General features: G+C 68.0%; 33 protein-coding genes and 1 pseudogene. 4 read left to right on the top strand and 30 right to left on the bottom strand.

Features of this window, described 5'->3' with window-relative positions:
- Window positions 1-243: 243 nt before the first annotated feature.
- From D0D37_RS42355 to D0D37_RS42365, 3 genes are read right to left on the bottom strand one after another with little or no spacing between them, the layout of a single operon-like run.
- Window positions 244-1,071 (bottom strand): helix-turn-helix domain-containing protein, encoded by an 828-nt coding sequence (locus D0D37_RS42355; protein ID WP_162834744.1) that lies wholly within the window; start codon window positions 1,069-1,071, stop codon window positions 244-246.
- Window positions 1,068-1,595, bottom strand: a complete 528-nt coding sequence (locus D0D37_RS42360; RefSeq protein ID WP_116206203.1) for a DUF6879 family protein — start codon at window positions 1,593-1,595, stop codon at window positions 1,068-1,070. Before D0D37_RS42360 ends, D0D37_RS42355 begins: the two co-directional genes overlap by 4 nt.
- A complete protein-coding gene (locus tag D0D37_RS42365) occupies window positions 1,592-1,798 on the bottom strand; it encodes a hypothetical protein (RefSeq protein ID WP_116206204.1) in 207 nt (68 codons plus the stop codon). The genes D0D37_RS42360 and D0D37_RS42365 overlap by 4 nt, the downstream gene beginning before the upstream one ends.
- 438 nt (window positions 1,799-2,236) lie before the next feature.
- On the opposite strand from D0D37_RS42365, the gene D0D37_RS42375 reads away from it, so the two are divergent.
- From D0D37_RS42375 to D0D37_RS42385, 4 genes are all read left to right on the top strand, one after another.
- Window positions 2,237-2,533, top strand: a complete 297-nt coding sequence (locus D0D37_RS42375) for a hypothetical protein (protein WP_116206206.1) — start codon at window positions 2,237-2,239, stop codon at window positions 2,531-2,533.
- A complete protein-coding gene (locus tag D0D37_RS42380) occupies window positions 2,530-2,874 on the top strand; it encodes a helix-turn-helix domain-containing protein (protein WP_116206207.1) in 345 nt (114 codons plus the stop codon). Before D0D37_RS42375 ends, D0D37_RS42380 begins: the two co-directional genes overlap by 4 nt.
- Complete coding sequence (locus D0D37_RS47015; protein WP_162834745.1) at window positions 2,871-3,041, top strand: hypothetical protein; 171 nt, start codon at window positions 2,871-2,873, stop codon at window positions 3,039-3,041. Before D0D37_RS42380 ends, D0D37_RS47015 begins: the two co-directional genes overlap by 4 nt.
- A 481-nt stretch (window positions 3,042-3,522) precedes the next feature.
- Window positions 3,523-3,852, top strand: coding sequence for a hypothetical protein (locus D0D37_RS42385; protein WP_116206208.1), 330 nt, complete (start codon window positions 3,523-3,525; stop codon window positions 3,850-3,852).
- Between the two features lie 102 nt (window positions 3,853-3,954).
- Here D0D37_RS42385 and D0D37_RS42390 read toward each other — a convergent pair whose 3' ends face one another.
- From D0D37_RS42390 to D0D37_RS47655, 27 genes and pseudogenes are all read right to left on the bottom strand, one after another.
- Window positions 3,955-4,296, bottom strand: coding sequence for a hypothetical protein (locus D0D37_RS42390; RefSeq protein WP_116206209.1), 342 nt, complete (start codon window positions 4,294-4,296; stop codon window positions 3,955-3,957).
- A 14-nt stretch (window positions 4,297-4,310) separates the two neighbouring features.
- Complete coding sequence (locus D0D37_RS42395; RefSeq protein WP_116206210.1) at window positions 4,311-4,610, bottom strand: hypothetical protein; 300 nt, start codon at window positions 4,608-4,610, stop codon at window positions 4,311-4,313.
- Window positions 4,607-5,854, bottom strand: a complete 1,248-nt coding sequence (locus D0D37_RS42400) for a LamG-like jellyroll fold domain-containing protein (RefSeq protein ID WP_116206211.1) — start codon at window positions 5,852-5,854, stop codon at window positions 4,607-4,609. The genes D0D37_RS42395 and D0D37_RS42400 overlap by 4 nt, the downstream gene beginning before the upstream one ends.
- Window positions 5,855-5,864: 10 nt before the next feature.
- Window positions 5,865-6,263 carry a phage tail fiber protein gene (locus D0D37_RS42405; protein WP_116206212.1) on the bottom strand — a complete coding sequence of 133 codons (399 nt, stop codon included), beginning with the start codon at window positions 6,261-6,263 and terminating at the stop codon, window positions 5,865-5,867.
- Between the two features lies 1 nt (window position 6,264).
- The gene (locus D0D37_RS42410; RefSeq protein WP_116206213.1) at window positions 6,265-6,534 is read right to left on the bottom strand and encodes a hypothetical protein; all 270 of its coding nucleotides are present in this window, start codon (window positions 6,532-6,534) and stop codon (window positions 6,265-6,267) included.
- Between the two features lie 2 nt (window positions 6,535-6,536).
- Entirely contained in the window at window positions 6,537-6,812 is a 276-nt protein-coding gene (locus D0D37_RS42415) for a hypothetical protein (RefSeq protein WP_116206214.1), read from the bottom strand.
- Window positions 6,809-7,669 (bottom strand): N-acetylmuramoyl-L-alanine amidase, encoded by an 861-nt coding sequence (locus tag D0D37_RS42420; RefSeq protein ID WP_116206215.1) that lies wholly within the window; start codon window positions 7,667-7,669, stop codon window positions 6,809-6,811. Before D0D37_RS42420 ends, D0D37_RS42415 begins: the two co-directional genes overlap by 4 nt.
- 2 nt (window positions 7,670-7,671) lie before the next feature.
- On the bottom strand, window positions 7,672-8,490 hold the full coding sequence (locus D0D37_RS42425; RefSeq protein ID WP_116206216.1) for a hypothetical protein: 819 nt from the start codon (window positions 8,488-8,490) through the stop codon (window positions 7,672-7,674).
- A complete protein-coding gene (locus D0D37_RS42430; protein ID WP_116206217.1) occupies window positions 8,471-8,869 on the bottom strand; it encodes a hypothetical protein in 399 nt (132 codons plus the stop codon). Before D0D37_RS42430 ends, D0D37_RS42425 begins: the two co-directional genes overlap by 20 nt.
- A 43-nt stretch (window positions 8,870-8,912) precedes the next feature.
- Window positions 8,913-9,137, bottom strand: coding sequence for a hypothetical protein (locus D0D37_RS42435; protein WP_162834746.1), 225 nt, complete (start codon window positions 9,135-9,137; stop codon window positions 8,913-8,915).
- A gap of 9 nt (window positions 9,138-9,146) precedes the next feature.
- A complete protein-coding gene (locus tag D0D37_RS42440; RefSeq protein ID WP_162834747.1) occupies window positions 9,147-10,259 on the bottom strand; it encodes a DUF5047 domain-containing protein in 1,113 nt (370 codons plus the stop codon).
- 12 nt (window positions 10,260-10,271) lie between these two features.
- Window positions 10,272-11,687, bottom strand: a complete 1,416-nt coding sequence (locus D0D37_RS42445; RefSeq protein ID WP_116206220.1) for a hypothetical protein — start codon at window positions 11,685-11,687, stop codon at window positions 10,272-10,274.
- Window positions 11,688-11,690: 3 nt separating this feature from the next.
- On the bottom strand, window positions 11,691-12,431 hold the full coding sequence (locus D0D37_RS42450; protein WP_116206221.1) for a hypothetical protein: 741 nt from the start codon (window positions 12,429-12,431) through the stop codon (window positions 11,691-11,693).
- Window positions 12,432-12,440: 9 nt separating this feature from the next.
- On the bottom strand, window positions 12,441-16,556 hold the full coding sequence (locus D0D37_RS42455; protein ID WP_116206222.1) for a phage tail tape measure protein: 4,116 nt from the start codon (window positions 16,554-16,556) through the stop codon (window positions 12,441-12,443).
- Window positions 16,557-16,572: 16 nt separating this feature from the next.
- Complete coding sequence (locus D0D37_RS42460; protein WP_116206223.1) at window positions 16,573-17,046, bottom strand: hypothetical protein; 474 nt, start codon at window positions 17,044-17,046, stop codon at window positions 16,573-16,575.
- Window positions 17,047-17,075: 29 nt separating this feature from the next.
- Window positions 17,076-17,513: a hypothetical protein gene (locus D0D37_RS42465; RefSeq protein WP_116206224.1), complete on the bottom strand. Its 438-nt coding sequence runs from the start codon at window positions 17,511-17,513 to the stop codon at window positions 17,076-17,078.
- 14 nt (window positions 17,514-17,527) lie between these two features.
- Window positions 17,528-18,085, bottom strand: coding sequence for a phage tail tube protein (locus tag D0D37_RS42470; protein ID WP_116206225.1), 558 nt, complete (start codon window positions 18,083-18,085; stop codon window positions 17,528-17,530).
- Between the two features lie 139 nt (window positions 18,086-18,224).
- Entirely contained in the window at window positions 18,225-18,659 is a 435-nt protein-coding gene (locus tag D0D37_RS42475) for a hypothetical protein (RefSeq protein ID WP_116206226.1), read from the bottom strand.
- A gap of 2 nt (window positions 18,660-18,661) precedes the next feature.
- Entirely contained in the window at window positions 18,662-18,970 is a 309-nt protein-coding gene (locus tag D0D37_RS42480; RefSeq protein ID WP_116206227.1) for an HK97 gp10 family phage protein, read from the bottom strand.
- Between the two features lie 2 nt (window positions 18,971-18,972).
- Window positions 18,973-19,299, bottom strand: coding sequence for a hypothetical protein (locus D0D37_RS42485; protein ID WP_116206228.1), 327 nt, complete (start codon window positions 19,297-19,299; stop codon window positions 18,973-18,975).
- Window positions 19,300-19,312: 13 nt separating this feature from the next.
- Complete coding sequence (locus D0D37_RS42490; RefSeq protein WP_162834748.1) at window positions 19,313-19,606, bottom strand: hypothetical protein; 294 nt, start codon at window positions 19,604-19,606, stop codon at window positions 19,313-19,315.
- On the bottom strand, window positions 19,581-19,850 hold the full coding sequence (locus D0D37_RS42495; protein WP_116206230.1) for a hypothetical protein: 270 nt from the start codon (window positions 19,848-19,850) through the stop codon (window positions 19,581-19,583). Before D0D37_RS42495 ends, D0D37_RS42490 begins: the two co-directional genes overlap by 26 nt.
- Window positions 19,851-19,863: 13 nt before the next feature.
- Window positions 19,864-20,256, bottom strand: a complete 393-nt coding sequence (locus D0D37_RS42500) for a Gp19/Gp15/Gp42 family protein (protein ID WP_116206231.1) — start codon at window positions 20,254-20,256, stop codon at window positions 19,864-19,866.
- Between the two features lie 6 nt (window positions 20,257-20,262).
- Complete coding sequence (locus D0D37_RS42505) at window positions 20,263-20,622, bottom strand: hypothetical protein (protein ID WP_116206232.1); 360 nt, start codon at window positions 20,620-20,622, stop codon at window positions 20,263-20,265.
- A gap of 12 nt (window positions 20,623-20,634) precedes the next feature.
- A complete protein-coding gene (locus D0D37_RS42510) occupies window positions 20,635-21,654 on the bottom strand; it encodes a major capsid protein (RefSeq protein ID WP_116206233.1) in 1,020 nt (339 codons plus the stop codon).
- Window positions 21,655-21,668: 14 nt separating this feature from the next.
- Window positions 21,669-22,076, bottom strand: a complete 408-nt coding sequence (locus D0D37_RS42515; RefSeq protein WP_116206234.1) for a head decoration protein — start codon at window positions 22,074-22,076, stop codon at window positions 21,669-21,671.
- Between the two features lie 16 nt (window positions 22,077-22,092).
- Window positions 22,093-22,860, bottom strand: a pseudogene (locus D0D37_RS47655) (DUF4355 domain-containing protein); the annotation flags it as partial.

The following is a 22,860-nucleotide window of genomic DNA, read 5'->3' on the forward strand; positions in this document are numbered from 1 at the left end:
AACCCGTACCAACGCGGGCAACACCGCCATTTCTGGTAGAGAAATCGCAGGTCAGCGACTAACGCGGACAACGCCATCATGTTCCTGCGACTCTCTAGGTCGCAGGTTCGAGTCCTGCCGGGGGCACTCCGGTGCCTGGTCAGCGCACGCATGGCCAGGCACCGGCTCAAACACTGGGGGCCGAACCGTCCAAAAACCGTCCACTTTCCGCGCGGACCCAGTTCGAGCGTTCGACGCCGGGCGCTAGAGCGCGCGGAGGATGCGCTGCAGCAGATCTCGCGCGTCGTCACCCGCGGCTGCGATCGTCCACAGCCTCTCTGTGATGTCCCGGTACAGCGCGACGTCGGCCGTCTCGGTGACGGTGATCTCGGTGTGGTTGACCTCCACGAGCACCGTGTCGTCATGGATCGTGTAACCGTGCATCGTGATCGTCGGCAGCGTCGTGCCGAGCGGGATGACGCCGAATCGGACGTGCGCCAGGCCGACGAGGTTGAGCAGCCTGTCGATTTGCACTCGCAGCATCGGCACGTCGCAGATCGGGTAGCGCAGCGCGGACTCCCCGATCAGGATCTCGATCCGCTTGCTCGGGTCGTAGAGCACGTCCTGACGCTGGATCCGTTCGCGAACCGCGTCGTCGCTGTCGGTCGGCGTCTCGTGCATCTCCGCAGCCATCTCGAAGACGTGCCGCGCGTAGCCAGGCGTCTGGACTAGACCAGGGACGAGGAACAGCTCGACGGAGGCGATGAAGCTCGCGTCGCGTTCCGCGACCGCCTCGACGTGCTGCCGTTCGGAGTGGCCGCGCCGAAGCTGCTGCTTCCAGCGATCGCGAGCGAGCCGAAGATCGACCAGCGCGCTGCGCAGACGAGCCTCGGTCTCGTCGTCCGCGCCGACTGCGGGCAGCCAGTCATCTAGATCCGAGTCCGCCGGAATGATGCGCGCTTTCTCGATCCGCGACACCTTCGACGCGACCCAGCCGATGGCGCTGGCGAATTCCTTGCCGGTCTCGAACCCGGCATTGACCCGCAGCCGGCGCAGCTCGCTCGCGAAGATCTGATGGTCCCGCTCAGTCACCGCGCCATCGTGACGTACTCCGCGTGCGGAGTCGCTATCGGCCATGCCGTGTCGCGCCACGCCCGGTGCTCGGCGAGGACGGCTGGGTCATCGTCGACCACCACTCCGGCCAGCTCCTTGTCCTCGAATTGCAGGACTGCCACCCGCTCGTCGTCGAGCAGATAGAAGTCGTAGCCCGGCAAGCCGTGCTCGTGCGCAGTCGCTTCGGGAAGCCAGCGCACATCCTCGCCCGCGGCGACGTTCGGGCCGACGGCCTGGCGCATCCATGCGAGGTAGTCGTTGATCGGGTCGGGATAGACGCGGACACGCTGGAACGGAATGCCGTCGGCGCGCAGCCGCGCGAGGTGCGCGAGCCATGCCCGGTCGTCGTCGGTTTCGATGGCAGGTTCGCCAGCGAGCCACCGCTCGACCTCTGGCCGGTCGACGGCGTACTCGCCTTGGCATTCCCACCGCCACGACGAGCGCCGCACCGAACGCAGCAGCGCAGCGAACTCGTCGTCGGGGTTCAGGTTCCGCCGTGTCACGCGCCGCCCTTGAGATGATCGAGCAGCGCCGCGGGGACCTCGACAGCAGTCTCGTGTTCGGGGAAACCGCGCTTGCGAAGAGCCGCGAGGGCCTGCGGGTCGGTCACTCGCGATCCCTGGACCACATAGGTCCCGCGGTCGGTGGCGTACAGCTCAGGACAGCCGCCGTTCTTCGAGGTGGTGAAGAGGTGTGTCAGTTCCATCACGGTCCTCCGTGCGTCGTTCGTGGAATCCACAGAATCGCACAGATGATCACCGACGTCACAGCGCCACTAGCGGCTCTAACCGCTCGCAATCGTGACCGTGAGTAGCAGTCTCCTACTCCGAAAGTATGCACTTGCGCAATAATTCTATGGATTCTATTGAAACTCATGAGAAGTCGGACCATGCTCACCTCTCGTGGAACGGCAACGGGGATGGCGGAACGAACGGTGGGTCAGCACGGTCGACACCACCGGACGGCCCGTCAAGATCACGACAGGCATCACAACCAACGTCGCAGGCGAGAGCACGGTCGTACTCGCGGTCGACAACCCCTCTGTCGCCAGTCCCAGCGCAACGATCCCGGCATCTGCCGGCGGTCGAGTGGTCAAGAACCTTCACCTGACATTCGATGACCTTCGCAAGCAGGGAGGCGTGTGATGGGCATGCTGTGCGGCGAACTGCCCGCTGAGGAGGTTGCCGCGGTGACCGGTGCTGTGCATCCGATGCGCACATCGGACCTCATGTTGCGGGTGCACTCCGACCCGACTTCTGCGCGCCGGCGGACGGTGCATCGCTACTGGAAACGGGAGCTGAATGACTCCTCGCAGTGGCTCATCCCCTGGTGCTCCGGCAGCAACCCGTACCCGGAACGCCACGAGCGCGGCGAAATTGGGTCGGCTGGGTTCGCTGATGCCGACTGGTGTCCCGGCTGCACCGGGCTGGTCACGCAATGACGTCGTCGCACGCAGAGCGCAATGCCGCGCTGCTGCGCGACCACCAGGCAGGCTTGTCAGACGAGGAGATCGGGCAGCGCTACGGCGTCACCCCCAAGCACGTGCGGAAACTGATCGGCCGGCTCACGGAACCCGGCCCCGCCGCCCCGGGATCACTCAAGCACCGCTGGACGAACAACCCTTCAGTGTTCGCCCGCCCCGCGGCGGCTCCGCCTCCGCGTCCCAGACCGATCAAGTTCACCTGCCGCACGTGCGGCGGCACGGTGTCGCCCCGTACCTGGGAATGCGGCGGGTGCGGACTGGTGTACCGCAGCTTCGCCAAGCTGGGCGGCTCGAAATGAACCAGGGTCTCGGCACGGACGACGACGCACCCGAGACGAAGGAGGACAGGCCCGTGCTCGTCGAACCCGGTCCGGATGCGAGCCCGGACGAGTGGGTGCGCTACGTCAACCAGAAGTACCCGCGCCGCGGGGTCACCGCTCCCGGGTCGCACATGGGTCGGCTATGACGGTCGCCGCGGCGGGTGCCCCCAACCCCTTTCGCGGCACCGGCTGCGCCCCACGGACGGGGCGCGCGGCGGTGGCCTCCTCCCGGCGCAATCCCTCCGGAGGCCACCGCCATCCAAACTCCCGGATGCTGCGCCGCTTCTGGCAAGCAGGCGTGTGCGGCGACCCGGTGAGCCTGGCTGCTGCGACGAGCGATCCTCAGGCGCGCACGTAGCCAGCGTTTACCCCGCGTCCGGAAATCCGCGGGGTAAGGGCCGGTGACCGACCGGAACTCCCCGGTCACCGGCCCACTAAGCCACCCGCTCAGCGGGTGGGGCGGGACCGGCAGGTACCTATCCACAACGTGGGCAAGGGTGCGCGACAACTGCCGGTCCCGCTGCCTGTAACACCAGCGGTGATCAACGCGAGTACTCAACGCATATAGCAAGTGGGGCTGAGGGGATTTCGATGGTCATCTCACGACGAGTCTTCATCCTTACAGTGGTGGGCGTGCTCGGCGCCGCTGCAGTGGCGATCACTCTCGCGCTGACGTTGTCCAGCAGCTCCGGGGCAGCGCCCCAGCACGCTGCCCCGGACTACGAGGCAGTGGCACGCGATTCCGCAGCGATCGTCTTCCCCGGATCGAGCGCGTCGAAGGATGACATCCAGGATCTGCTGCCGTCGACGAGGCGCGCCACCGACACAGCTTGCGACAATCTCAAGCACATGAGCCGTGACGAAGTGGTCTCATACACCACCGTGAACGTCGGAGACCGGACGAAGGCCGATCGGATCGTCGATTCGATGGAGCGCAACGTCTGCTCCCGGAAGTGAACGCACGCAGAAAGCCCCCGCGCTCAACCGCTGCGAAGCGGGAGCGCGGGGGCCTTCTGTTTCGCCCGGTCTCAAGACCAGGCTGGTGTGCGATCGGCCGGGTTACGGCACGATTTGCGACTGGTAGGGCGCGTCCGTCTGAGACTGCATGTAGTAGGTGGATCCGCCGTCACGCGACCACGCATCCGGATCCCGCTTGGACTGCCACAGCTCGCGGCCGCCCGACAGCGACGACCGGTCTACCCACTGCGCCGGCTCGCTCGTGAGAGGGCTCAAGGCCTTGAACTGCAGCAGCGTCTGCACACGCGCAAACGCCTCGGCGCGAGCAACCGGGTCGGTGTAGTCCGCGAAGTTCCCGATGATCGCGATGATGCGAGCCCGGTCAGGATCGACGATCCCCTGGTAGTCGAGTTCGTAGATGGCGTGGTCGCCGAGGTCGGACACGGTGCCTCCCGTGGTCAGGTGATGCGCAGCCGGCCGAACGGCGCGACGGACTGCTCGGTGGTGTCGGTGATGCGATGCCAGGTCTCGTAGTCGGCCGGCGCAAGCTCGACGGCGCCGGGGCCGACGAGGACGCCGAAGATCCCGCTGCCGAGCGAGGCGGCGGTCCGCCAGTCCGCGGGCGCCGGTCGTGTGCCTTCGGGCACGACCGCGAGTTCGATCTGCAGGGTCGTCGGGTCGACGGGCGTGCCGTCCTCGAGCGTCGCGGTGACCCGAGCGCGGACGAACTCACGGCTGAGCCGGTCCTGCGTCTTCATCCGACCTCCTGGACGTGCCACGCCGACGACGGCTCAGCAACAGTGAATCGGCCTGCCTTAAGCAGTTCGACGGTGACGCGACCGCCTGCGAGTGCGGCGGCGACGGTGATGTCCCGATCTTGGCCGGACTGTGTCTGCGCGGTCATCCCCGCGATGGCGGCCGCGTTGAGCACCGGCTGCGCTTCACGCACTGGTGCCGCGGCGAACTCGGCGGTCGACGTGACGTCGAGGGCGGAAGACCGCGCGGCCCGCGGTGCCAGGTCCGCAGCTGCGACTGCTGCCACGTCAAGCAGGGTGGTCCGCTCGGCAGCCGCATTCGCGTCGACCTGTGCGACCGCGGCGGCGTCGAGCACGGCGGCGGTGGTTCTGAACGCCGATACGCCGGCGTGCGCCATCGCTCCGACGTCGAGCGCGGGCGCCCGGTTGGCGAATGGGCTGAGGTCGCCCCGCGCCGCGGCAGCAATGCCCATGCTGGCTTGGCGTTGCCCGGCCGGGGTCACGCCGGTTTGCGCGGTCGCGACAGCGGTCAGTGCTGCGGTGCGCGCAGCGAAGGCTCCGACCGACACCTGCGCGGTCGCCGCAGCCGTGAGGGTGGTGTTCTGGGTGCCGCCGAGCGGCGGGTCTGTGTCCGCGGCCAACGGCGTGGTGCCCGCGGTCAGGGTCCGCCCGTTGCCGGATCCGTCGGTGAGCGCCGCGGCGGCGAAGTCCCACGAGGCCCACGCACCCGAGCGGACTGGGGTGGCGCTCTGGCTCTCGGCCGCGATCTCGACGTCGGTGAGCACCGCCGTCCAGATCCTCCAGTACGCCAAGCTGCCGTTCAGCCACTCGGATCCGTCCGACGGCGACCGACCGAAGAACGTCAGCCCGTCGGGCGTGGTCCCGCTGGCCACGGTGCCGGTCAGCTTCGTCAGCGAACCGGGTGTCGTGCCGTAGTAGAAGCTGCACGCCCCTGCGGACCCGAGGGTCGCGGCGACGTACACCCACGTGCCGAGGCTGACCTCGGCACCGACGAGACCGCTCGGGTTCGAGGCCGAGTAGACAGCGACATTCCGGCCGTTGCTGCCTTTGAACCCGACGATCCAGCTGGTGTTGCCGCCGCTGCCCGAGTGCAGCCTGATGCACGGGTTGAAGCTCGACGCCGCCGCGACAGCGATCCGCGCCCATCCGCCGATCGTCCACGCGGTCGGCGACGGCGCCGAACCGAGGCTGACGCGGTCGGTCGCCGCGTCCGAACGTGCCGCCACGGTCGCCCGCCTACGGCGTGTTGTTCAGCGAGAAGGTGAGTGCCCCGGCCGCGAACGTGATCAAATCGCCCGACAGGGTGGTGATGCTGGTGCCGAGAGTTCCCCACCAGCTGTACCGCGGAGAGGCGTTCGAGTCCTTGGTGTTCGCGCCGACGACGGTAACGGCGGGCATCGGGCCGAAGCTGATCGCGGACGAGTTCGCGATCGACGCGGTCGCGGTGTCGCCGGACGTCGGGTAGGCCTGGTCGGCGTAGGAGCCGCCGGAGACGGGCGTGCCATTCGCCGTGGCGCTAGGCGCCGTGGTGGTCAGCTCCACTTTGGACGCGCCGGTCGGCGCCACGTAGCCGGTGCCGCGCATGGACGCGTTGATCAAGCGGGCGGCCTCGGCCGTCTTGAGTCCGCTGGGCATCTCAGTTCACCTTCCCGAACACCTCGTTGAGAGTCCCCGGCGGCAGATCCTGCACGGCAGCGTTGATCGCCTCGCCGTTGGCGACGAGGTGGTCGCGGTACTCGTCGCCGGTCAGGTTCTCCGCGCCCTGGCGTGCGATCACGCAGACGGGGCAGCCTTTGAGGGCGTGGCAGTCGGTGTGCCACGCGGCGATGTCGCCGGCTTCGGTGACGGCCTGGTGGCGCGGGTGGTCGTCGTTGATGGCGCAGCCGGGGCAGGTGCGGTCGACCATGGTCAGCCCTCCTTCGGCGTGTCGGCCGCTGGCGGGACGACGGTGATGACGGGGACGCCGTCGGGGCCGAGTTTCGCGAGCGGCAAGACTTTGCGGCGGGCGAGGACCGTCGAGACGACGGAGCCTGTGAATCCGACGACGGAGACCACGACGTTGATGGTGGTGTCGGGGATGACGATCCAGCCGGTGGTGACGATCGCGACGAGCAGTGCCCGCACGGCCTCGGCGATCGCGACGGGCTCGGTGGCGCCGATCGGGTCGGCGTGCTGGCCGGTCACGCGCCGAGCTTCGCGGTCAGAGCCGCGAGCTGCCCGCGGATCTCGTCGAGTGCCGCGGTCTGCTTGGCTTCCTGGTCGGCCTGCCACTGCCGCCAGTTCACCAGCGACACGTCGCCCTGCTTGCCGTCGTGGTTGAGGTCCGGGGTGTTCGCCGCCACCGACCACAGGAAGTCGACGCGCTTCATCATCTCGACGAACGCCGAGCCGAACGTCTGTTTGCCTCCGGTTGCTGCGTAGACCGCGCCGAGGGTCGAGTCGATGTCCTTGACCTTGTCGTAGATGAACTTCTGGTCGGCATCGGACAGTGCCATGAGGAAACCTCCGGTAGTGGTCGTGGTGGTGTTTGCGGAAGCGACACGGGCGCGGAATGTGCTCATGTCGAAGTTCGGGTCGGACTTGCGGCCCTTCGGCGCGCAGACCTCTTTGTGTCCGAGCACGGCAGAGATCGGCAGCCCGTACGCCGCGCACAGCGCACGGCAGAGCCGGGCGTAGGCGTCGAGTTGCTCCTCCGGCCACGCCGCGGTGCCGGTCGCCTCGGCCTCGATCCCGACGGACCAGTTGTTCGACCAGTCGTTGTTGAGCACAGCACCGGCGTGCCAACAAAGTCCGGCAGCGACGACGTACACGGTGCCGTCACGGCCGAGCACATAGTGAGCGAGCGGGCCCGCGAGGTCCGACCGCCCGTTCTGGACCACGCCGAGCGAGGGAGCGTTGCCTGCCGGAGACCCGGCGGTGTGGTGGCAGACAACGGCTTTGACGCCGGACATCTGGCCGTGGCCGCGCTTTTCCCATCCGGGTTGCTCGACCACCTTGAGCCCGGCGGAGCGGGCGATCGTGGCGAGCGAGGTCAAGTACATGATCAGCCTCCGGGAGAAGTCGGGGTGGTGGACGGTGTCTTGCTGGGCGCGGGATAGGTGGCGACGACGCACTGCCAGGTGTCGGCCGCGCCGCCGTCCGCGAGCTGCACCCGGATCTGCGCGAACTGGCCGCCGTTGGGGCACAACGCCTCGGGATGCTGGCGCAGGTAGTCCGCGAAGATCGCCTGAATCTCCTCGGCTGTCGGAGTGTGGCCGTCTTTACCGTCCTTGCCGTTCGCGCCGTCTTGGCCGTTCGCGCCATCCGCACCGGGCTTGCCGTCCTTGGCCGGTGTCGGCGGATTCGCCTGGTAATAGGCAGAGATCGAATCGAACAGCTGCTGCGGCGACGGACCCGCGGGCGTCACCGGGTTCGCCGCGAAGTATCGGGCGATCGCCGGACCGAGATCGGTGAACGGGACGTATCGGCCGGACAGCGACGCCAGCACCTGCGCGGTCGCGGCCTGCGCGATCACTGTCGGGTCCGGTGCCGAACCCGGGTCCGGGATCGGCACAGTCGGCTGACCGCGGGCCTGCAGTTCGCTGTTCGCCTTCTCCCCAGCCGCCTTCGCTGCCTGCGCCTGCTGCAACGACGACAACGTCGCCGATGTCGCAGCCGATTTGAAGTAAAGGTCGACGATGGCGTAGCCGCCGCCGACAACGATCAGCAGCACCACGACCGCGACAGAGATGATCAGCTTGGGCCACCAGCGTTTCAGCTCGACGCGCACGACCCGACGAGCCTCGGTCGGCGCGGCCTCGGCGAGTTCGTGCACGCCCTCGCGGACCTGGCCGAGCGCATCGTCAGTGCGGTGATCGTCCACGGATCTCCCCGTTCCACATCGGATCGAGCCGGTACACCAGCCCTTTCAGGGCCGCGTTTTCCTGCACGAGCTTCGCGTTCGTCTTCAGCAGGCGACGGTTGTCGTCCTGCGCCTCGTCGCGCTCGCGCCGCGCATCGGCCATCGCATCGCTGACGAGGTCGAGCGCCTGGTCGGTCCGGCGCACCGCAGCAGGCGCGGCCGGAAGCGCAGCTGACTCATCGGCCTTGACCGGCTCCTTGGCACGCCGCTGCTTGATGCGTTCGACCACGACCGGCGAATACGCAGTCACCAGGACACCGATCAGAGTGAGGACGCCGAGCAGGATTGCGAGCCAAGGCGGCCCGGCGCTCGGGTCGACCTCATCGGCAGCGAACAGCACGTGACCCCCTCGTACTTGGCATCACCTCGATCTGGCTGCCGGTTCATGCAGGCGTGCCGATCACGATCCAGGCACCGCGTCTGCTGGCGTCGATGTCGACAATGTCGGCGAGCGCCGGGGTGTAGTGCTTGTACCGCGGCAACGTCAGGAGCGTGTTGTCGACATTCACCTGCACCTTGTTGCCGACGATCCCGATCACGACGCCCTGTTTCTTTTGCGAGGCAACGAGATCCTCGATCCGCTGCCACAACGCATCGACCATCCGCAATGGACCCTCCTACGATTCGGCGGGCAGCACGACGTCTGACCGGGTCGAGCAGGTCAGCGAACCCGAGGCAGTGAGCGGGATCGTGAGTTTGTCGATGATGTGGTTCGCGCGGCCGAGTTCGGTGTCGTCGAGTTCGATCACGTCCCCGGCGGTGAGCGCGGGGTTCACCACGAGGCTGAAGTCCACCGTGCAAGCGAGGCCCTTGGTTTTGGACAGGAACGCGCTCCCGACGGCGGTGCCCTGCCCAGGCGAGGTGATCACCGGCGAGCTGTAGAAGCGGGTCCTCTTCCCGAACGGTCCGCCGACCCAGGTCGGGCTGTTCGGGTCGGTGTCCTCGATGACCACGTGCACCGATTCGCTTCCGTCGGACCGTTCGCCGTTGATGACCCACCGGTTCCAGACGTCGTCACGGGTCCATTGCTCGTCGGTGGTGAGGACGTTGCCACCGGAACCGGTGCGCGCGTACCAGACCGGGGCGTCAGCGAGCGTCGGCACCGGCCGGACGATGACTTGCCCGATCTGGTCGAAGAACACTTCCGCACCGATAGCATCGGCGAGCTTCTCGATGCCGTCGCCCCAGCGCTCCTTCTCGATCTCCATCACCGGTGCGACGCGCGTACTGCCGGTGTAGTCGATCACGGGATAGTCCTGGCCGAGCGTTCCCCAGATCAGCTGTTTGATCCCGCCGATGTAGGTTGCGCCCTCAGCGGTTTGCATCGGCGCGTCGAACTTGTCCTCCGCGATGTGGGCCGACGGGTCGACGAGGTCGATCGACACCGCGGTGCGGCTGTCCGCGGCCCGGCCGCGTTTCGACTTGTCGAGGAAGAAGACCCCCAGCGGGATCCATTCCGGTTCCGGGAGTTCGGGGATGACGATGCCGCGCCACAGTGCGCAGGTCGAGCCGAATGGGGTAAGCAAGTCCCTCGGCGAGACCGGCCACAAGGCCGGGTCGGTGACGAGCGTCGCGGAGCGGCGCACCTGGCTCCCCGAGTCGACGTTCACCTCGCCGTCGAGCACCGACACCGTGCGCGTCCCGAAGTACGGGCTTTGCACCACGGCCTTGACGTCCATGGTGTGGCTCGCGCCAAGGATGTCCCTGGCCCGGTCACTCAACTGCCACACCGCGTCCGCCTTTCACACCGCGGGCGCGGCGACCTGCACCCACGGAGAGCTGATCTTGATCCACTTCTGCCAGTCGGCCGCGCCGTCCGGGTCTTCGTTCGCGTCGTCCAGCGACAGCCAGATCCCCGGGCCCCAGTTGTGATCCGCCGGCGACCGGAGGAACAAGGGCAGGTTGTCGTCGAGGAACGCCCACAGGGCTGCGGTCGACTCCTCGTCGAACGTCCACATCTGAATGTCCTCGGTGGACACCCACCCGGAGCGCCGTCGCTGGGCCACGGTGATCGCGAGCGGGTCGTCGATCGCCTGGAACACCGTTTGCCCGGCCTTTTTCCCGCGGAGCGGCCGCTTCGAGCAGAAGATCTCCAGCGGCGCGGACGGGCTCTTCGGGTGCGTCAGCCACACCCGTCCCAGCGACGACAAGGTCGCGCCGCCCGACGTCATCGACCCGCCCTTGCGGGACGGGTTCACCAGCACGTACCGGACCGGTTCGTCGACCGGGCATTCGCCGTCCTGGATGACGCACAACGGTGCCAATGCGGATGCGGACAGGTCCGGCACGCCGAGCCACGTCGCGCCGTAGGTCGCGCCGTCGAAGTACGAGCCGTCAGTGACCCGGCGTTCGATGGTGACGCCGTCGAGACTCACCGACCCGCCCGCCGGAAGCCCGGCAGCGACCAGTTTGATCGTCGCCGACACGCCCGCGGGCGGTGTCGTCAACCGCACCACCTGCCGCGCGAACTGGCCGACGCTGCGGTTGATGTCGTTGCTGTTGAGCGACGTCGTCGAGGTCGTGAGCGGCAGGCCGCCCGAGTCGACCCACTGAGCCTGAACGGTGAAACCGGACGTGGCCGCGGACAGCTTCAGGTCGAACCCGATCGTGAGGTCGATCCCGGGCGGCAGGTTGTTCGGCACGACGACACCGCACGAACCGGCCGACGCGATCGTCGCCCGCAGGTACGACTTCCCTTGCGTCGCGGTTCCGTCGGTGACCTGTGTCAGCGTCGGCGCCCCGAGGTCAGCCAGCGTGCCGTTGAGACCGGCCTCGAAACTCGGGTTCTGGCAGTAGTTCCGGCGCGTCACGCCAGTGACGGTGATCGGGCTGCCGCCGCGCACGGCTTCGAGCGTGCCGTCGATCCGCAGACGCACCAGGCTCAGGAAAGGTGCGTCCGGCCACCACGCGGTGACCTCCATGACGCCGCGGTCCGGCACCGGCCGGATGCTGATGCCGCCGCCCGGGTAGGAGACCGGGGACAGGCGACCGGCCCACCCGCGCAACCCGAACGCCAGCGTGCGGTTCGGGGTGTAGATCCAGGTTGGCGTGCCGCCGGGGATGGGAGGCGGGGCGCTCTGCTGGCCCGGCGGCACCGACGAGCCGCTGCCCCGCGCGGCCCACGCTTCGCGCGCCCGCGCGCCGCGCGCCCACGCCATGGGTCAGAACCCCATCGAGATGTACTGGAACGCGACCGCCACGCCCGAGCCCACGTTCGCGCCGGTCGAGATCGCGTAGAACCCGATCGTCACCCCGGTTGCGGTCTCCGACGACACCACCGCCACCGCCGGGACGCCAGTGCTCACCACGCCGAGCGCCGTGGCGATCGTCCCGTTCGGGAACGGCGACTGGTGCGCCACAGTGATCAGGCCGTTCGTACCAGTCGTGCCGACCTTGTGGCCGCCGCGCAGCAGGACCGCCGACCCATCCGGGATCGTCCCGCTTCGCCGCGGCCCCGCGTCCGCCGCGAACGCGACACCGACCGACGGCGCCCACAAGCCGCTCGCGCGCTCGGCCACGTCTTTCTTGTCGCCGCGCATCACCCGCCCGCCGATCGGAGAATCCGACGGCATCGACGACGACGTCCGGGCCAACACCGTGTCGTACGACGTCGGCGCGGCCTCGATACGAGTGCCCGCACCCCACGCCTGCGCGGTCGTGCCTTCCATGCCGCGCGCGACGGTGACCGTGTTCGAGGCCGAACTGTGGGCGGTGACCCACACGACCTCGTACGCGCCGAGCGTGTCGTCATGCAACACCAGTGGCAGATACTTGCCGTTGGTGCCGTAATCCGTGTCCAGGCCGACGAAGTCGACCGACTGGAGCGTCGAACTCGACACGGTCGCCGCGCTCAGCAGCGCCGTCGAAAAGTAGTCGCGCGTGGCGCGCTGCTCGAAAGCCACTTGGTCCTCCTAAGTTCTGCGACCGCGAGCGAAGTCAGACCCGGACGCGTGGTCTGCCGCCTCGATCCGCGCGTCGATAAGCGGCACCAGCACGCCGCCGATGTTGAGCGATCCGGAAATCTGAAGCGGACCGGACAACCCGGCCGCGGATGCCTTGCCGCCCATGGTTTGTGCCGCGATCCCGCCAGTGGCGTACCGGCGCATCACCGCGAATCCCATGCGCCGCGCCGTTTCCTCGAGGAGAGCGAGGCTGCGGTTGGACCGGTTGATCGGGATGTACGCTTCGTCGTCCCGCACCCGGTCGCCGATGACCCGCCACGTGTTCGGCGGGACGATGTCCGCGAGACCCGCGCGCATCGGACGCAGCCGCTCGAAACCGCCAGCGGCATACGTCTTCAGGATCCCGCCGGCCGCCTCCATCGCCATGCCGCCCGCGGGTCGGTACCCGACCGGCATGTTCTGGACGCCGCCACCGACCGTCTTCACCCGAATGATCGATTCGCGGGGACGCGCGGCGTAATCGATCGCCGCGTTCGCTGCCCCAGTCTTGGCATCGACGGTGATCACACCAACGCTGCCGTCTGCGAAACGGACTACCTGGAGAGTCTTGTCTTTTGCGCCCTGGTTGAACGCGTCGACCGTCATGTAGCCGCGCGCACCGTTCGCGTACTGAACAGCGATCATCGTCTTGCCGGTGGCCGGGTCTTTGTTCGCGTCCACCGTCATCACGCCGATAGATCCGTCCGCGTACTGGACGGTCGCGTTGACCTTGCCAGTAGCCGGATCGACATTCGCGTCGACCGGCATGACGCCAGTGACCCCCGCGGCGTACTCCGGCAGCTTGTCGATCGCCGACTGCGCCGCGACGACATCGGCGTTGACCTTGATTTCCTTGCCGTCCGGGAGCTTGTACACCGCCTCGCCGAGATCGTTGAAGCTGACATGCAGTCCTGCAGCGGACGCGGATGTCGCGTCCATGCCCGCGATCATCGTGCGGAGCGCGTCCGGGATCTTGTCCTTGTAGGTCTCAGCCAGCCGGACAGCCTCGGCGTTCGCCGCCGCGCGACCTTCTGCCAGTTTTCCGTCGTCCGTGGCCGCTTTGCTGTTGGCGGTCGCCTCGGCCTTTTTGGCTGCGATCACGTTGAGGAGAGCATGCTCTTCGGCGCGTGCTGCCGCTGCGTATTCCTCGCTGGTTTTCCCGTGATCCTTCAGAGCGTCAGAGGATGCCTTTTGGGCCGTCTTCAGCTCAGCAAGAGAATCACGATAAGTCAGACTCGCATCGGCAGCGTTAAGTGCCGACTGCGCCTGCCTTTCCTGCGCTTCCCAGAGGCGAATAGTCTGAGTCGAAACACCGGCTGCGGCGGACGCTAGGAGTTCATAACCTTCTTGTGCTTGACGATTGGCTTTGATCTGCTCGCCGAGCGCACCAGTTCCGTCGAGGATGTGCGTAAGAAGACCCTTTTGCGCCTCGCTGAGAGTGTCGATCGAGGCCTTGCCGTGACCAGTGTCCCCCATCGTCGTGTACAGCTTCTCAACTTGCTCTTGGACGTCCGCGTACGTGCCGCCGTTCTGCAGCAGCTGGTGGTTCACATCTTGCAGACCCTTGATCTGCGTGTCGGTCAACCGCGCTTGCCTGCCGATAGAGTCGATCGCCTTGTCAGAAGACTTCGTGACTTCCTCGAGCGCCGTTGAGTTACCGTTAGCTGCGGCCGCGTACAGGGTGAACGAACTACCAGCGAGTGTCGCGTTCTGCGCGACGTTCTTGTCTGCCAACGCTTTGTTATTGGTGTCGATGATGTTCTTGTCGATGACACCGCCCGACTGCTTGTACGCGTTGGTCAGCTCGTCGACCTTCTGTTTGTACGCAGAGGCTTTGGCTGCCGCCTCCTCCTGCTTCTTGGAGAACAGCGACAACACCACGCTCGCACCGGCGAGCGCGAGACCCCACGGGCCACCGAACACGCCGATCAGACCGGATGCCGCCGACTTCAGCAGGCTGCCGCCCGCAGCAGCAGTCCCGGCCAGCTTCCCGAACCGCTCCGCGCCGCCCGAGGCATTGTCGAACGCAGCGCGCGCCGCCGACAGGGCCGACGACCGCTCGACGATCGTGCCCATCGCTGCGCCCATCGCGCTGATCGGCGTCCCCGCAGCAGCCGCACCATCACGGATCGACCGGGTCTGCTCCACAAACCCGCGTGCCGCGGCGACAGCTGGGATCGTGCTCGTGTTGAACGCAGCCATGTACGAGCCAGCCCTGCCGACGGACTGGCCAGATGCCGCCGCCTCGCTCGCCAACGACCGGAAACCGTTCGCCTGCAAGCTCAGGTACCCGGACGTCGACTGCGCAATGGAACGCTGCGCGGCAGCCTCGTTGCCGAACTGGCGCAGCGTGCCGACCGCGCCGCCGATCCCGGAAGCGACCGCGCGCACAGGCGCAGTCAGCGTGCCGATCGCCGAGCCGACGAGCCCGACCTTCCGCGACGCCCCGTCCGATTCGGTGCCAAGGCTCGACATCCGGTCACGGATGCTGTTGATGATCGGCGGACCGACCTTCATAGCCAGCAGCGCGAACGCCGCGGTCTGGATCGGGCCCGGCAGGCTGCCGAAGAACTGCGCGAGAGCACCGACGCCCTCGGCGAGCGGCTGCACGATCTGCAGCACCAGCTTCGCCGCGCCGTACCCGAGCACGAGCGCTTCCCGCGCCGCGCCGATCGGGCCGCCCGCGGACGCGAACCCCTCGCCGATCTTCGCCGCGCCCTTCGCGAGCGGCTCCGCGACATCGACCGCTTGCCGCGCCACGTCCACGAATCCGCCGACGATCGTCTTGCCGACCTCGAGGCCGCGCGCGCCGAGAGCCTTCGCCGGATCGACGAACGGCTTCAGCAGCCGCTCCGCCGCCGACGCGACCTCACCCGCGCCAGCACCGACGCCCTTCGCGATCCCCGGACCGAACTCCTTGCCCGCGTCCGCCGCCTGCTTCACCAAGCTGGCGAGGCCGTCGGACACGACCGGGCCGTACTTCTCGACCGCGTCCGCGCCCATGCGCACCGCGGACTCAAGCGGCGGCCCGATCGACTCGAAAATGTCGATCGCCGTCGTCTCAAGCTGCGACTTGAAGCCCTCGATGGCGCCGCCGAGACCCTTTGTCTTCGCAGCAGCAACGTCCGCGGCGCCGCCGGACCGGCTGACCGCAGTGGCCATCTGGTCCCACTGGTCCGAGGTCACGCCCGCTGCGACGCCGGCGAGCCGCACAGCGTCCGACCCGAACACGGTGGCGGTCGCCTGCTGGTACTGGGCGTCCGTCATTTTCTCGGACGCCGTGTGCAGCTGCTCGAACAGCGACTTGAGGCCGACGAACTTGCCTTGCGCGTCGTAGACCTTCAGGCCGAGCTGTTCGATGGCTTTCTGCGCGGGCTTCGACGGGTTCGCCAACGCGAGCAGCGCGCTCTTCAGCAGCGTGCCCGCGTCGCTGCCCTTGATGCCCGCGTTCGCGAACAGGCTGAGCGCGGTCGAGGTTTCGTCGATCGACAGCCCGAACTGATGCGCCACCGCTCCGACTTGCGACATGGCCTGCGCGAAGTCGGTGATCTCGCCGGACGCCGCGTTCGCGGAGTTGGCGAGCACGTCGGCGACGTGCCCGGCCTGGTCCGCGGACAGCCCGAAAGCGTTGAGCGCCTGCGACTGGATCTCCGCAGCGCTCGCCGCGTCGACCTGCGCCGCTGCGGCGAGCTGAAGCGTTCCCTTCGCCGCGGTCATCGCCTGATCGACCGACAACCCGCCCTTGGCGAGTTCGGTCATCGCCGCCGCCGCGTCAGCCGCCGACGTGGCCGGGAGGTCCATGTCGGCGCCGAGACGCTTCGCAGTGTCGCCGACGAGCGCCATCTGCTCGCCGGTCGCGTGGCTGACGGCTTGCAGTTCGTTCAGGCTCGACTGGTACTCGATGCCGATGTCGATGGCCTTCTTCAGCCCGACAGCAGCAACGGCGGTGCCCGCGGCGACCGCGAGCCCCAGTCCTTTCGCGACAGTTCCGAGCGCACCACCGGCACTGCGGAGCTTGCCGCCGAGTTTTTCGGGGAAACCACGAGTGTCCGGCTCAACGAGGATGTCGATCTTTCCACCGGACACGTGATCACCCCCGTGTCTACTGGTGTTCGGTGACGATCCCCTTGGCGCGTTCCCACTCGTCGAGAGGGATCACGTCAGCCTCTGGTTTCGGTGGGTTCTGGTAGCGATGCACCTCGGCGAGATACGCGTCGACTCGTGCCTGCGCGAGCTTCGGCGGCCGCAGCGCGCTCGGCGGAATCATCGGGAACGGCGGCGGCTTGAACCCGTTCCGTTTCGCGATCGCGCGTTCCTTACGGAGTTCCGGGTCGTCTGGGTCGATGGTGCGGTCGTTCCACGTCAGCTGCAGCGCATAATCTTGCGCTTCGAGCAGCCGCGCCGTGTTCTCCTCGTGCGGGCCCCACGCGGCTTCGCCGTCGCTGAGCAGATCGGCGAGCGCTGAGGTGGGGATCCGGACAAGGCGGCGCACGAACGCGGCCAGGTCCGCAGCGGGCATCGTGCGCCACACCTCGCGGAGATCTTGGCGGAAGTACTGGAGAAAGTCGGTGAGCACGGCGTCCCACCACGGTCCGATGACCGCGGTCAGGACGCCCCAGATTCCCCCGCCTTCTCCTCCTCCGAGCCGAGCGGATCCGTCGTGCCGAACACCACGAAGTTCAGCATCGCAGCCAGATAGTCGCTGATGCCATCCGGTGTGATCGGCTGGCGCTGCCGGTCGAATGCCTCGGTGAGGGCGTCTGCCCGATCGGGATCGACGAGCAGAGCGGCCATCGCTGTGATGACGTCGCCCTTGCCGCGGGCTTCGTTGTGCGCGGTCAACTGAGCGCCGGTGGCCGCCCGGACGAACTCGAACGGTTCGCCGGCGACCTTCATCACGCGCTTGCCGACGAGGCCACGCGTGCCGAGCCACTGGTCGAGGTCGAGTTCCTGGTCCGAAGCGGACTCGCGGACGAGTGGGTTAGGCCGGGCCTTCGGCTTCGGAGCGGTCTTGCGGGTGGTGCGGGGGGCGCCCTGCGTCATGCTTCAGCTCCTGTTCAGGCGAGCGGGTTGGACGAGGTGAACTTGCGGATGGACAGGCTGCCGTCGTCCGGGACGAGGTCGATGACCTCCAGGTCCCAGCCTTCGAGGTCGTCGCCGTCCATCGTCTCCGGCGGCTTGGTCGCGAGTTCGGCCTTCTTGAGGTAGAAGCCCTTCCACTCGCTTCCGTCCTGAACGCGGATGATTAGCGCGAAGGGCTCGTCGTTGCCCTCGATCCACTCCCAAATACCGGACCCGGTCGAGGTTTCGGCGATGGACCCGCCCTGCAGCAAGGTCAGCGCGGTGGCCTTCGAGACGTCGACCGGCCGGAACTTGATCGACTCGGTCTTCTCGCCCTTCTTCTGTCGGTACGTGCCCTTCTTGTTCCACACGGTCAGGTTCGTGTTGTCCTGCGACGGCTCCCGGCTGAAACCGGCCTTGATGCCACCGAACGCATCCCAACCGGGCAGCGCGGTCGCGAAAATGTCGGCCGGAAGCGCGGTACCGGCGGACGCGCGGAAAGCGTCGCCGTCCAGCCACAAGCGCGAATCGCTCGGGCTCGCGTAGTCGGACATTCGTCCTCCTGCTGTAGTCCCGCACGTCGCGGGGTCTGGGTAAGGAAAAGGGGCACCCTGCAAGAGATTCCGCGCGCGGTTCGCGAAGAAAGGCCCGACCCGCCGCGCAGGGCGCCCCACCCCAACGGCGGGCCGGGGGTCAGTGGGCGTGGATCAGAAGCTCCGCGCGGACCTGCACGCCGAACACTGGCGTCGCGGGGCCGCGGGTCTTGTCGAGCGGCATCTCCATCGGGCCGTCTGTGACCCGCGCCGAGTACCGCACCTGTTCGTAGCTGGCGTTCCGGACAGTGGCCAGCAGCGCCGCCGCGCGGGCCGCGATGTCCCACGCCGCGGTGAGCGGCTCCTTGTCGCCGAAAGGGATCGACGCGCACCCGTTTATCGCGAGATCTCCGCGGTACGCGCCGGCAGCCGCGTCGATCGGCGTCACCGACGTCAGGATCACCGCGAACGGCTTCGTGATTGTTGCGGGCGCGGCCGACGCGAGACCACCCGGCGTGAGTGCGGTGAACGTCGGATCGGCGAGCAGAAGCTGACGAGCCAGCCCGGCCAGGTGCGGCAGCACGGGAGCGGTCACGGTCACCTCCGCGGCTGGTAGCCGGTGTACTTGCCGTACGCCTTCGCCGCGTTGGTGAGCACCGCGTGCGCCGGAGTGTCCGACGTGCCGTACTCCTTGTAGAAAGCATCCGGGTCGTTGTCCACAACGGACACCTGGTCTCCGGCAGCCTCGACGCCGATGCCGTCCCGGTAGGCACCGGTGAGGACCGGTGCCGCGGCTTGTGCGTCTCCAGCGATCTGGTGCGCGATCTCAACCCGGTCCGGAGTGGACAGACGCCGAGCCTCGGCAACCGCCTGGTCCGGGTAGACCGTGACGCGGAAGCTGGCCACGGCTACAGGCTGAACGCCGCGACCGTGAACCCGGTCGCCGACGGGGTCGCGATCAGGGTCGCGCCGTAGAGGTTGATCGGCCAACCGCCGATCACACCGACCTGGTTCGCGCTGAGCGTGTACGTCTTCGGCGTGACGGTTTGGCCGTCGACCTTGTCCTTGAACGCCACCTGGACCGTGCCGCCGCCCGCGGGCGCGGTAATGCGGAGCCACAGCTTTCCGCCGTTGACGAAGCTGTTGCCGTTGACGTTGTCCATCGCGGTCGGCGTCGGGTCCGTGAGCACGGACTGGTAGCCGACCTTGGACACGGTTTTCGCGGTTGCGGCCATCGCCACACCCCTCCTACTGCTGCATGTCGGATATGAGCCGCGTGGACGCGGCGAGGAATTCGGGGCGATGGTTGGGGCGGCGCGCGACGTCGCCTTCGATCGCGTACTGCGTGCCGGTCTCGTCGATGACGACCGTGGCTGAGGTGAGCGGCTTGTCCGGAGGAACGAGGACCGTCCACGCGGACACCACTGTGGTCTGCTGGCCGGCGATCTCGGTCTGCGAACCCAAGTCAACGACGGATTTCTGCGACAGCCTCGCCGGAGACCGGGTGTCGACCGGGTCAGGCGGGCGGGTTGTCCCCGTCACCGGATCCACTGTTCCTGGACCGCTTCCCGGATTTCGAAGGGTCACCTGCTGGGGGTACTTCGGGGCCACTCGGGTTCGCCTCCTCGCCCTGCGCGGGCGGCTCCGCGGTGAGCGTGCCGTCCTTCAAACCGTTCTCGGCGAACACCGAACCGGCCGCAGTGAAGTACTGGCGGCCGTCGGTGTCGTACAGCTCGACCGTGGTCGGCTCGATCACGATGTCGCCGGTGTTGCTGTCGTCGGACATTCGCGTGGTCCTTCTATCCGGGGTGGACGGAGAACGCTTTGCCGCGCACGTGATTCGCGTCCTGCTCGGTCGGGGTGAGCAGCTCGATCTGGCCAGCGGTCAGGTCAAGGTTCGCGGCGGTGCCGTCCTGGAAAACGATCGTGTACTCGGGATGCGCCTCGCTCTTCACGCCCCGCTTCACCTCGACGGCTTGCGCGACGACATCGACACACACCCCTTCGGCGAGATCGGACTCGATCGAGCCGTCAGCGATACCCGCGTCGAGGTCCGCGCCGACGCCGCGGAGGCGCTTGCGCATGATCGCCGACACGTAGCGGATGAGCGCTTCCGCCTTCGCCGTCTCGGCAGCGTTGAAGTCGACGAGGAGCAGGGTGGCCACGTCAGCGGCCGTGGCGTACGTGGCCACCGTGCATCACTCCTTGCCCTGCTCAGCGCGGCGCTTCCGCTCGTCGTCGATCGACTGCACGATGTCGTCCCGGCTCGCGTCCTCCGGGATCTCCTCGAACCAGCCGAGCGCCACGGCGTACTCGCGCCACGCCTCGACACCGGAACCCTTGCCGGACCGCGGCGGCTCAACGAGGTCGCCCTCACCGCCGCTTTCACCGCTGGTGCCCGGATCGGTCTCCTCCGGCGAGTCCGAGGGCTCGGCCCACGCCTTCGGGTTGGTGACAGCCGAACGGACCCAGCTCGGCAGCTTGTCGTCGGGCCCGAACGCGTGCATCTCGCCGTGCTCGTCAGCGACGTGCACGAAGGTGCGCAACTGGTTTCCCATCTCGCGCACCCCCTACGCCACGTCGGCGACGAACGACAGGTCCGGGTTCGCCATCACCGGGATGCCGATCGCGGCCGCCTTCGTCCACAGCGCGACGGGGTCCTTCTCCGTGTAGACCCCCGCGACCATGCCCGGCTCGTTCCCGGACAGCCCGTACTCGGCTTCGAGCGACTCCGCGGTCGTGCCCCACATCGTGCGGCCGAGCTGGCTGTCGCCGGAGTCCGGCGGGAGGAACAGGAACTTGTCGTCGGGGATGACCCGCTGCGCGGACTTGTTCACCGACACCTGCGCGTCGTAGACGCGGATCGGTGGAAGACCGAACGCGGCGAGCGCGTCCTGCAGCATCTGCTGAGTGACCAGCGACGGCTGGTTCGCGCCAGGGAACACGAGGTTGCGGAACTGGGCGTTCTGCATCAGGTACGCGATAACGCGACGCGAGGTCACCGCGACGCCCGGCTCGGTGCCGTTGGTCGCGACGTAGGTGTCACGCCAGGACATCATGTCCGTGACCGGGACCGCGGAAGCGGTGTTGCTCCACGGGGTCGCGGCCGTGACGGAGTGCCCGGCCTTGCGACCGAAGTCGACGACGAACCCGTTCAGGCCGTTCTCGTTGATCGTGACGGACCCATTGACCAACGCGTCGCCGCGGGCGAGTTCCATCCGGGCCGACAGCGCACGCGTCATGGTGAGCGCATCGTTGAGGATCGCCTGCCGGATCGCACCGTCCAGCTTCCGCTGCCGGAGCCGGTCGTACTCGCCCTGCCGGATCTTGCGGGACAGCGGCGGCAGTTCGCCGGAGATCCGCGCGATGCCCGGCCGCGAACCGATCGGCGACTCGGCGTCGTAGGTCCGGAACTCGCCGGCCTCGACGAGCCCGGCACCGCCGCGGGCGAGCCGGAAGTCGAGGTCATCGACCAACTGGTTCGGCAGGTACTGGCTCAGCGTGAACTGGTTGACCTGCAGGTCCGCGAACGCGGCGCGGACGAACCCCGTCAGCTCGACCGGGGTGATGTAATCGGTGTTGATCAGCATTTACGTCACCCCTCTCAGACGAACTCGGCGAGCTTGAGATCGGCCTTGCCGTTGGCGTCGATCGATCCCTTGCCGGACTGGAACGGAAGCTTGGCGGTGCGGACCCTGCAGTGGGTCAGCAGCGCCGCGCCGACGGGCTTGCTGGTGTCGGCCGGGACCTTCACCGCGGTGAAGAGGAACCCGACGGCGACACCCGGCTCGGTGGTGGTGTTCGACGGGTCGTACGGGCCGAGTTTCGTGGTGCTGCCCGCGAGGTAGGCGAGCACTGTGCCCGACGGGATGTAGCCGTTCGGGTAGTGGGTTCCGGCGGTGAAGGCCGAGGCGTCGAGGGTGACGGTGCGCGCGGACTGCGTGCCGTGCGCCGACCCCAGCCAGGACTGGTCGTCCTGCTGGAACGCCTCAGTCTTGATGCTGAGGTCCATGATTCCCCTTCCGGGATCAGGTGTTCGTGTTGTTCTGGTAGGGCGACTGGTAGAGCGCCGCACCGGCCGTGAGAGTCGGCGCGGCGGGCGTCTGAGGCGTGCCCTGCCCGGGCAGCGGCGCAGGTGCCGTCGCGGCGACACCGGCCTTAGTGAGCAGCTCCTGCACGGACGCCGCCTGAGCCTTCAGCGAGGCCTCGTCGGTCGCGGTCAGCAGGTGCAGGTGCGTCGCCGGGACCCCGTGGTCGGTCGCGGCCTTGAGCCGGAGTCGCTCCGTGCTCTCGGTCGCGAGCTTCTGCTCGAGTTCGGCGACCTTGGCCTGAGCCTTCTGCAGGTCGTTCATTCCGGCCTGCTCGAACTCGGTGACCTTCTGGTTCACCGCCGCCAACTGCCGGGTGAGTTCCTCGGCGCGCTCTCGTTCCGCCTCCAGCGCTCGCAGCCCTGCCGGGCCGAGAGGCTGGTCTCCCTGGTCGTTCGGCGTAGGCGTCGCGCCAGCGGCCGGCGGAGCGGGAGCGGGCGGAGCCGCAGGGGCTGCCGGCGTACTGGCAGCGGGCGGGTTGGAAGCGGGCGGCGTGGGCGTCCCCGTCGCGGGTGGCGCCGCCGGCGGGGCGGCCGGTTGACCGCCGCCGGGGATCGGGCCGGACGCGCCCATGATCGGCCACACAGGGCGGCCCCCGACGATGCCGACAGCACGCAGCGGATCGCCCGTCCGCGGGTCGACGATGCTCGGGTGGGTGGGCAGGGTGTTCGTGCGCATCGCGCGGTCCCCCGGTGGTCGTCCTCGCCC

It is taken from the genome of Amycolatopsis circi (assembly GCF_003385235.1).
GTDB classification, from domain to species: Bacteria; Actinomycetota; Actinomycetes; order Mycobacteriales; family Pseudonocardiaceae; genus Amycolatopsis; species Amycolatopsis circi.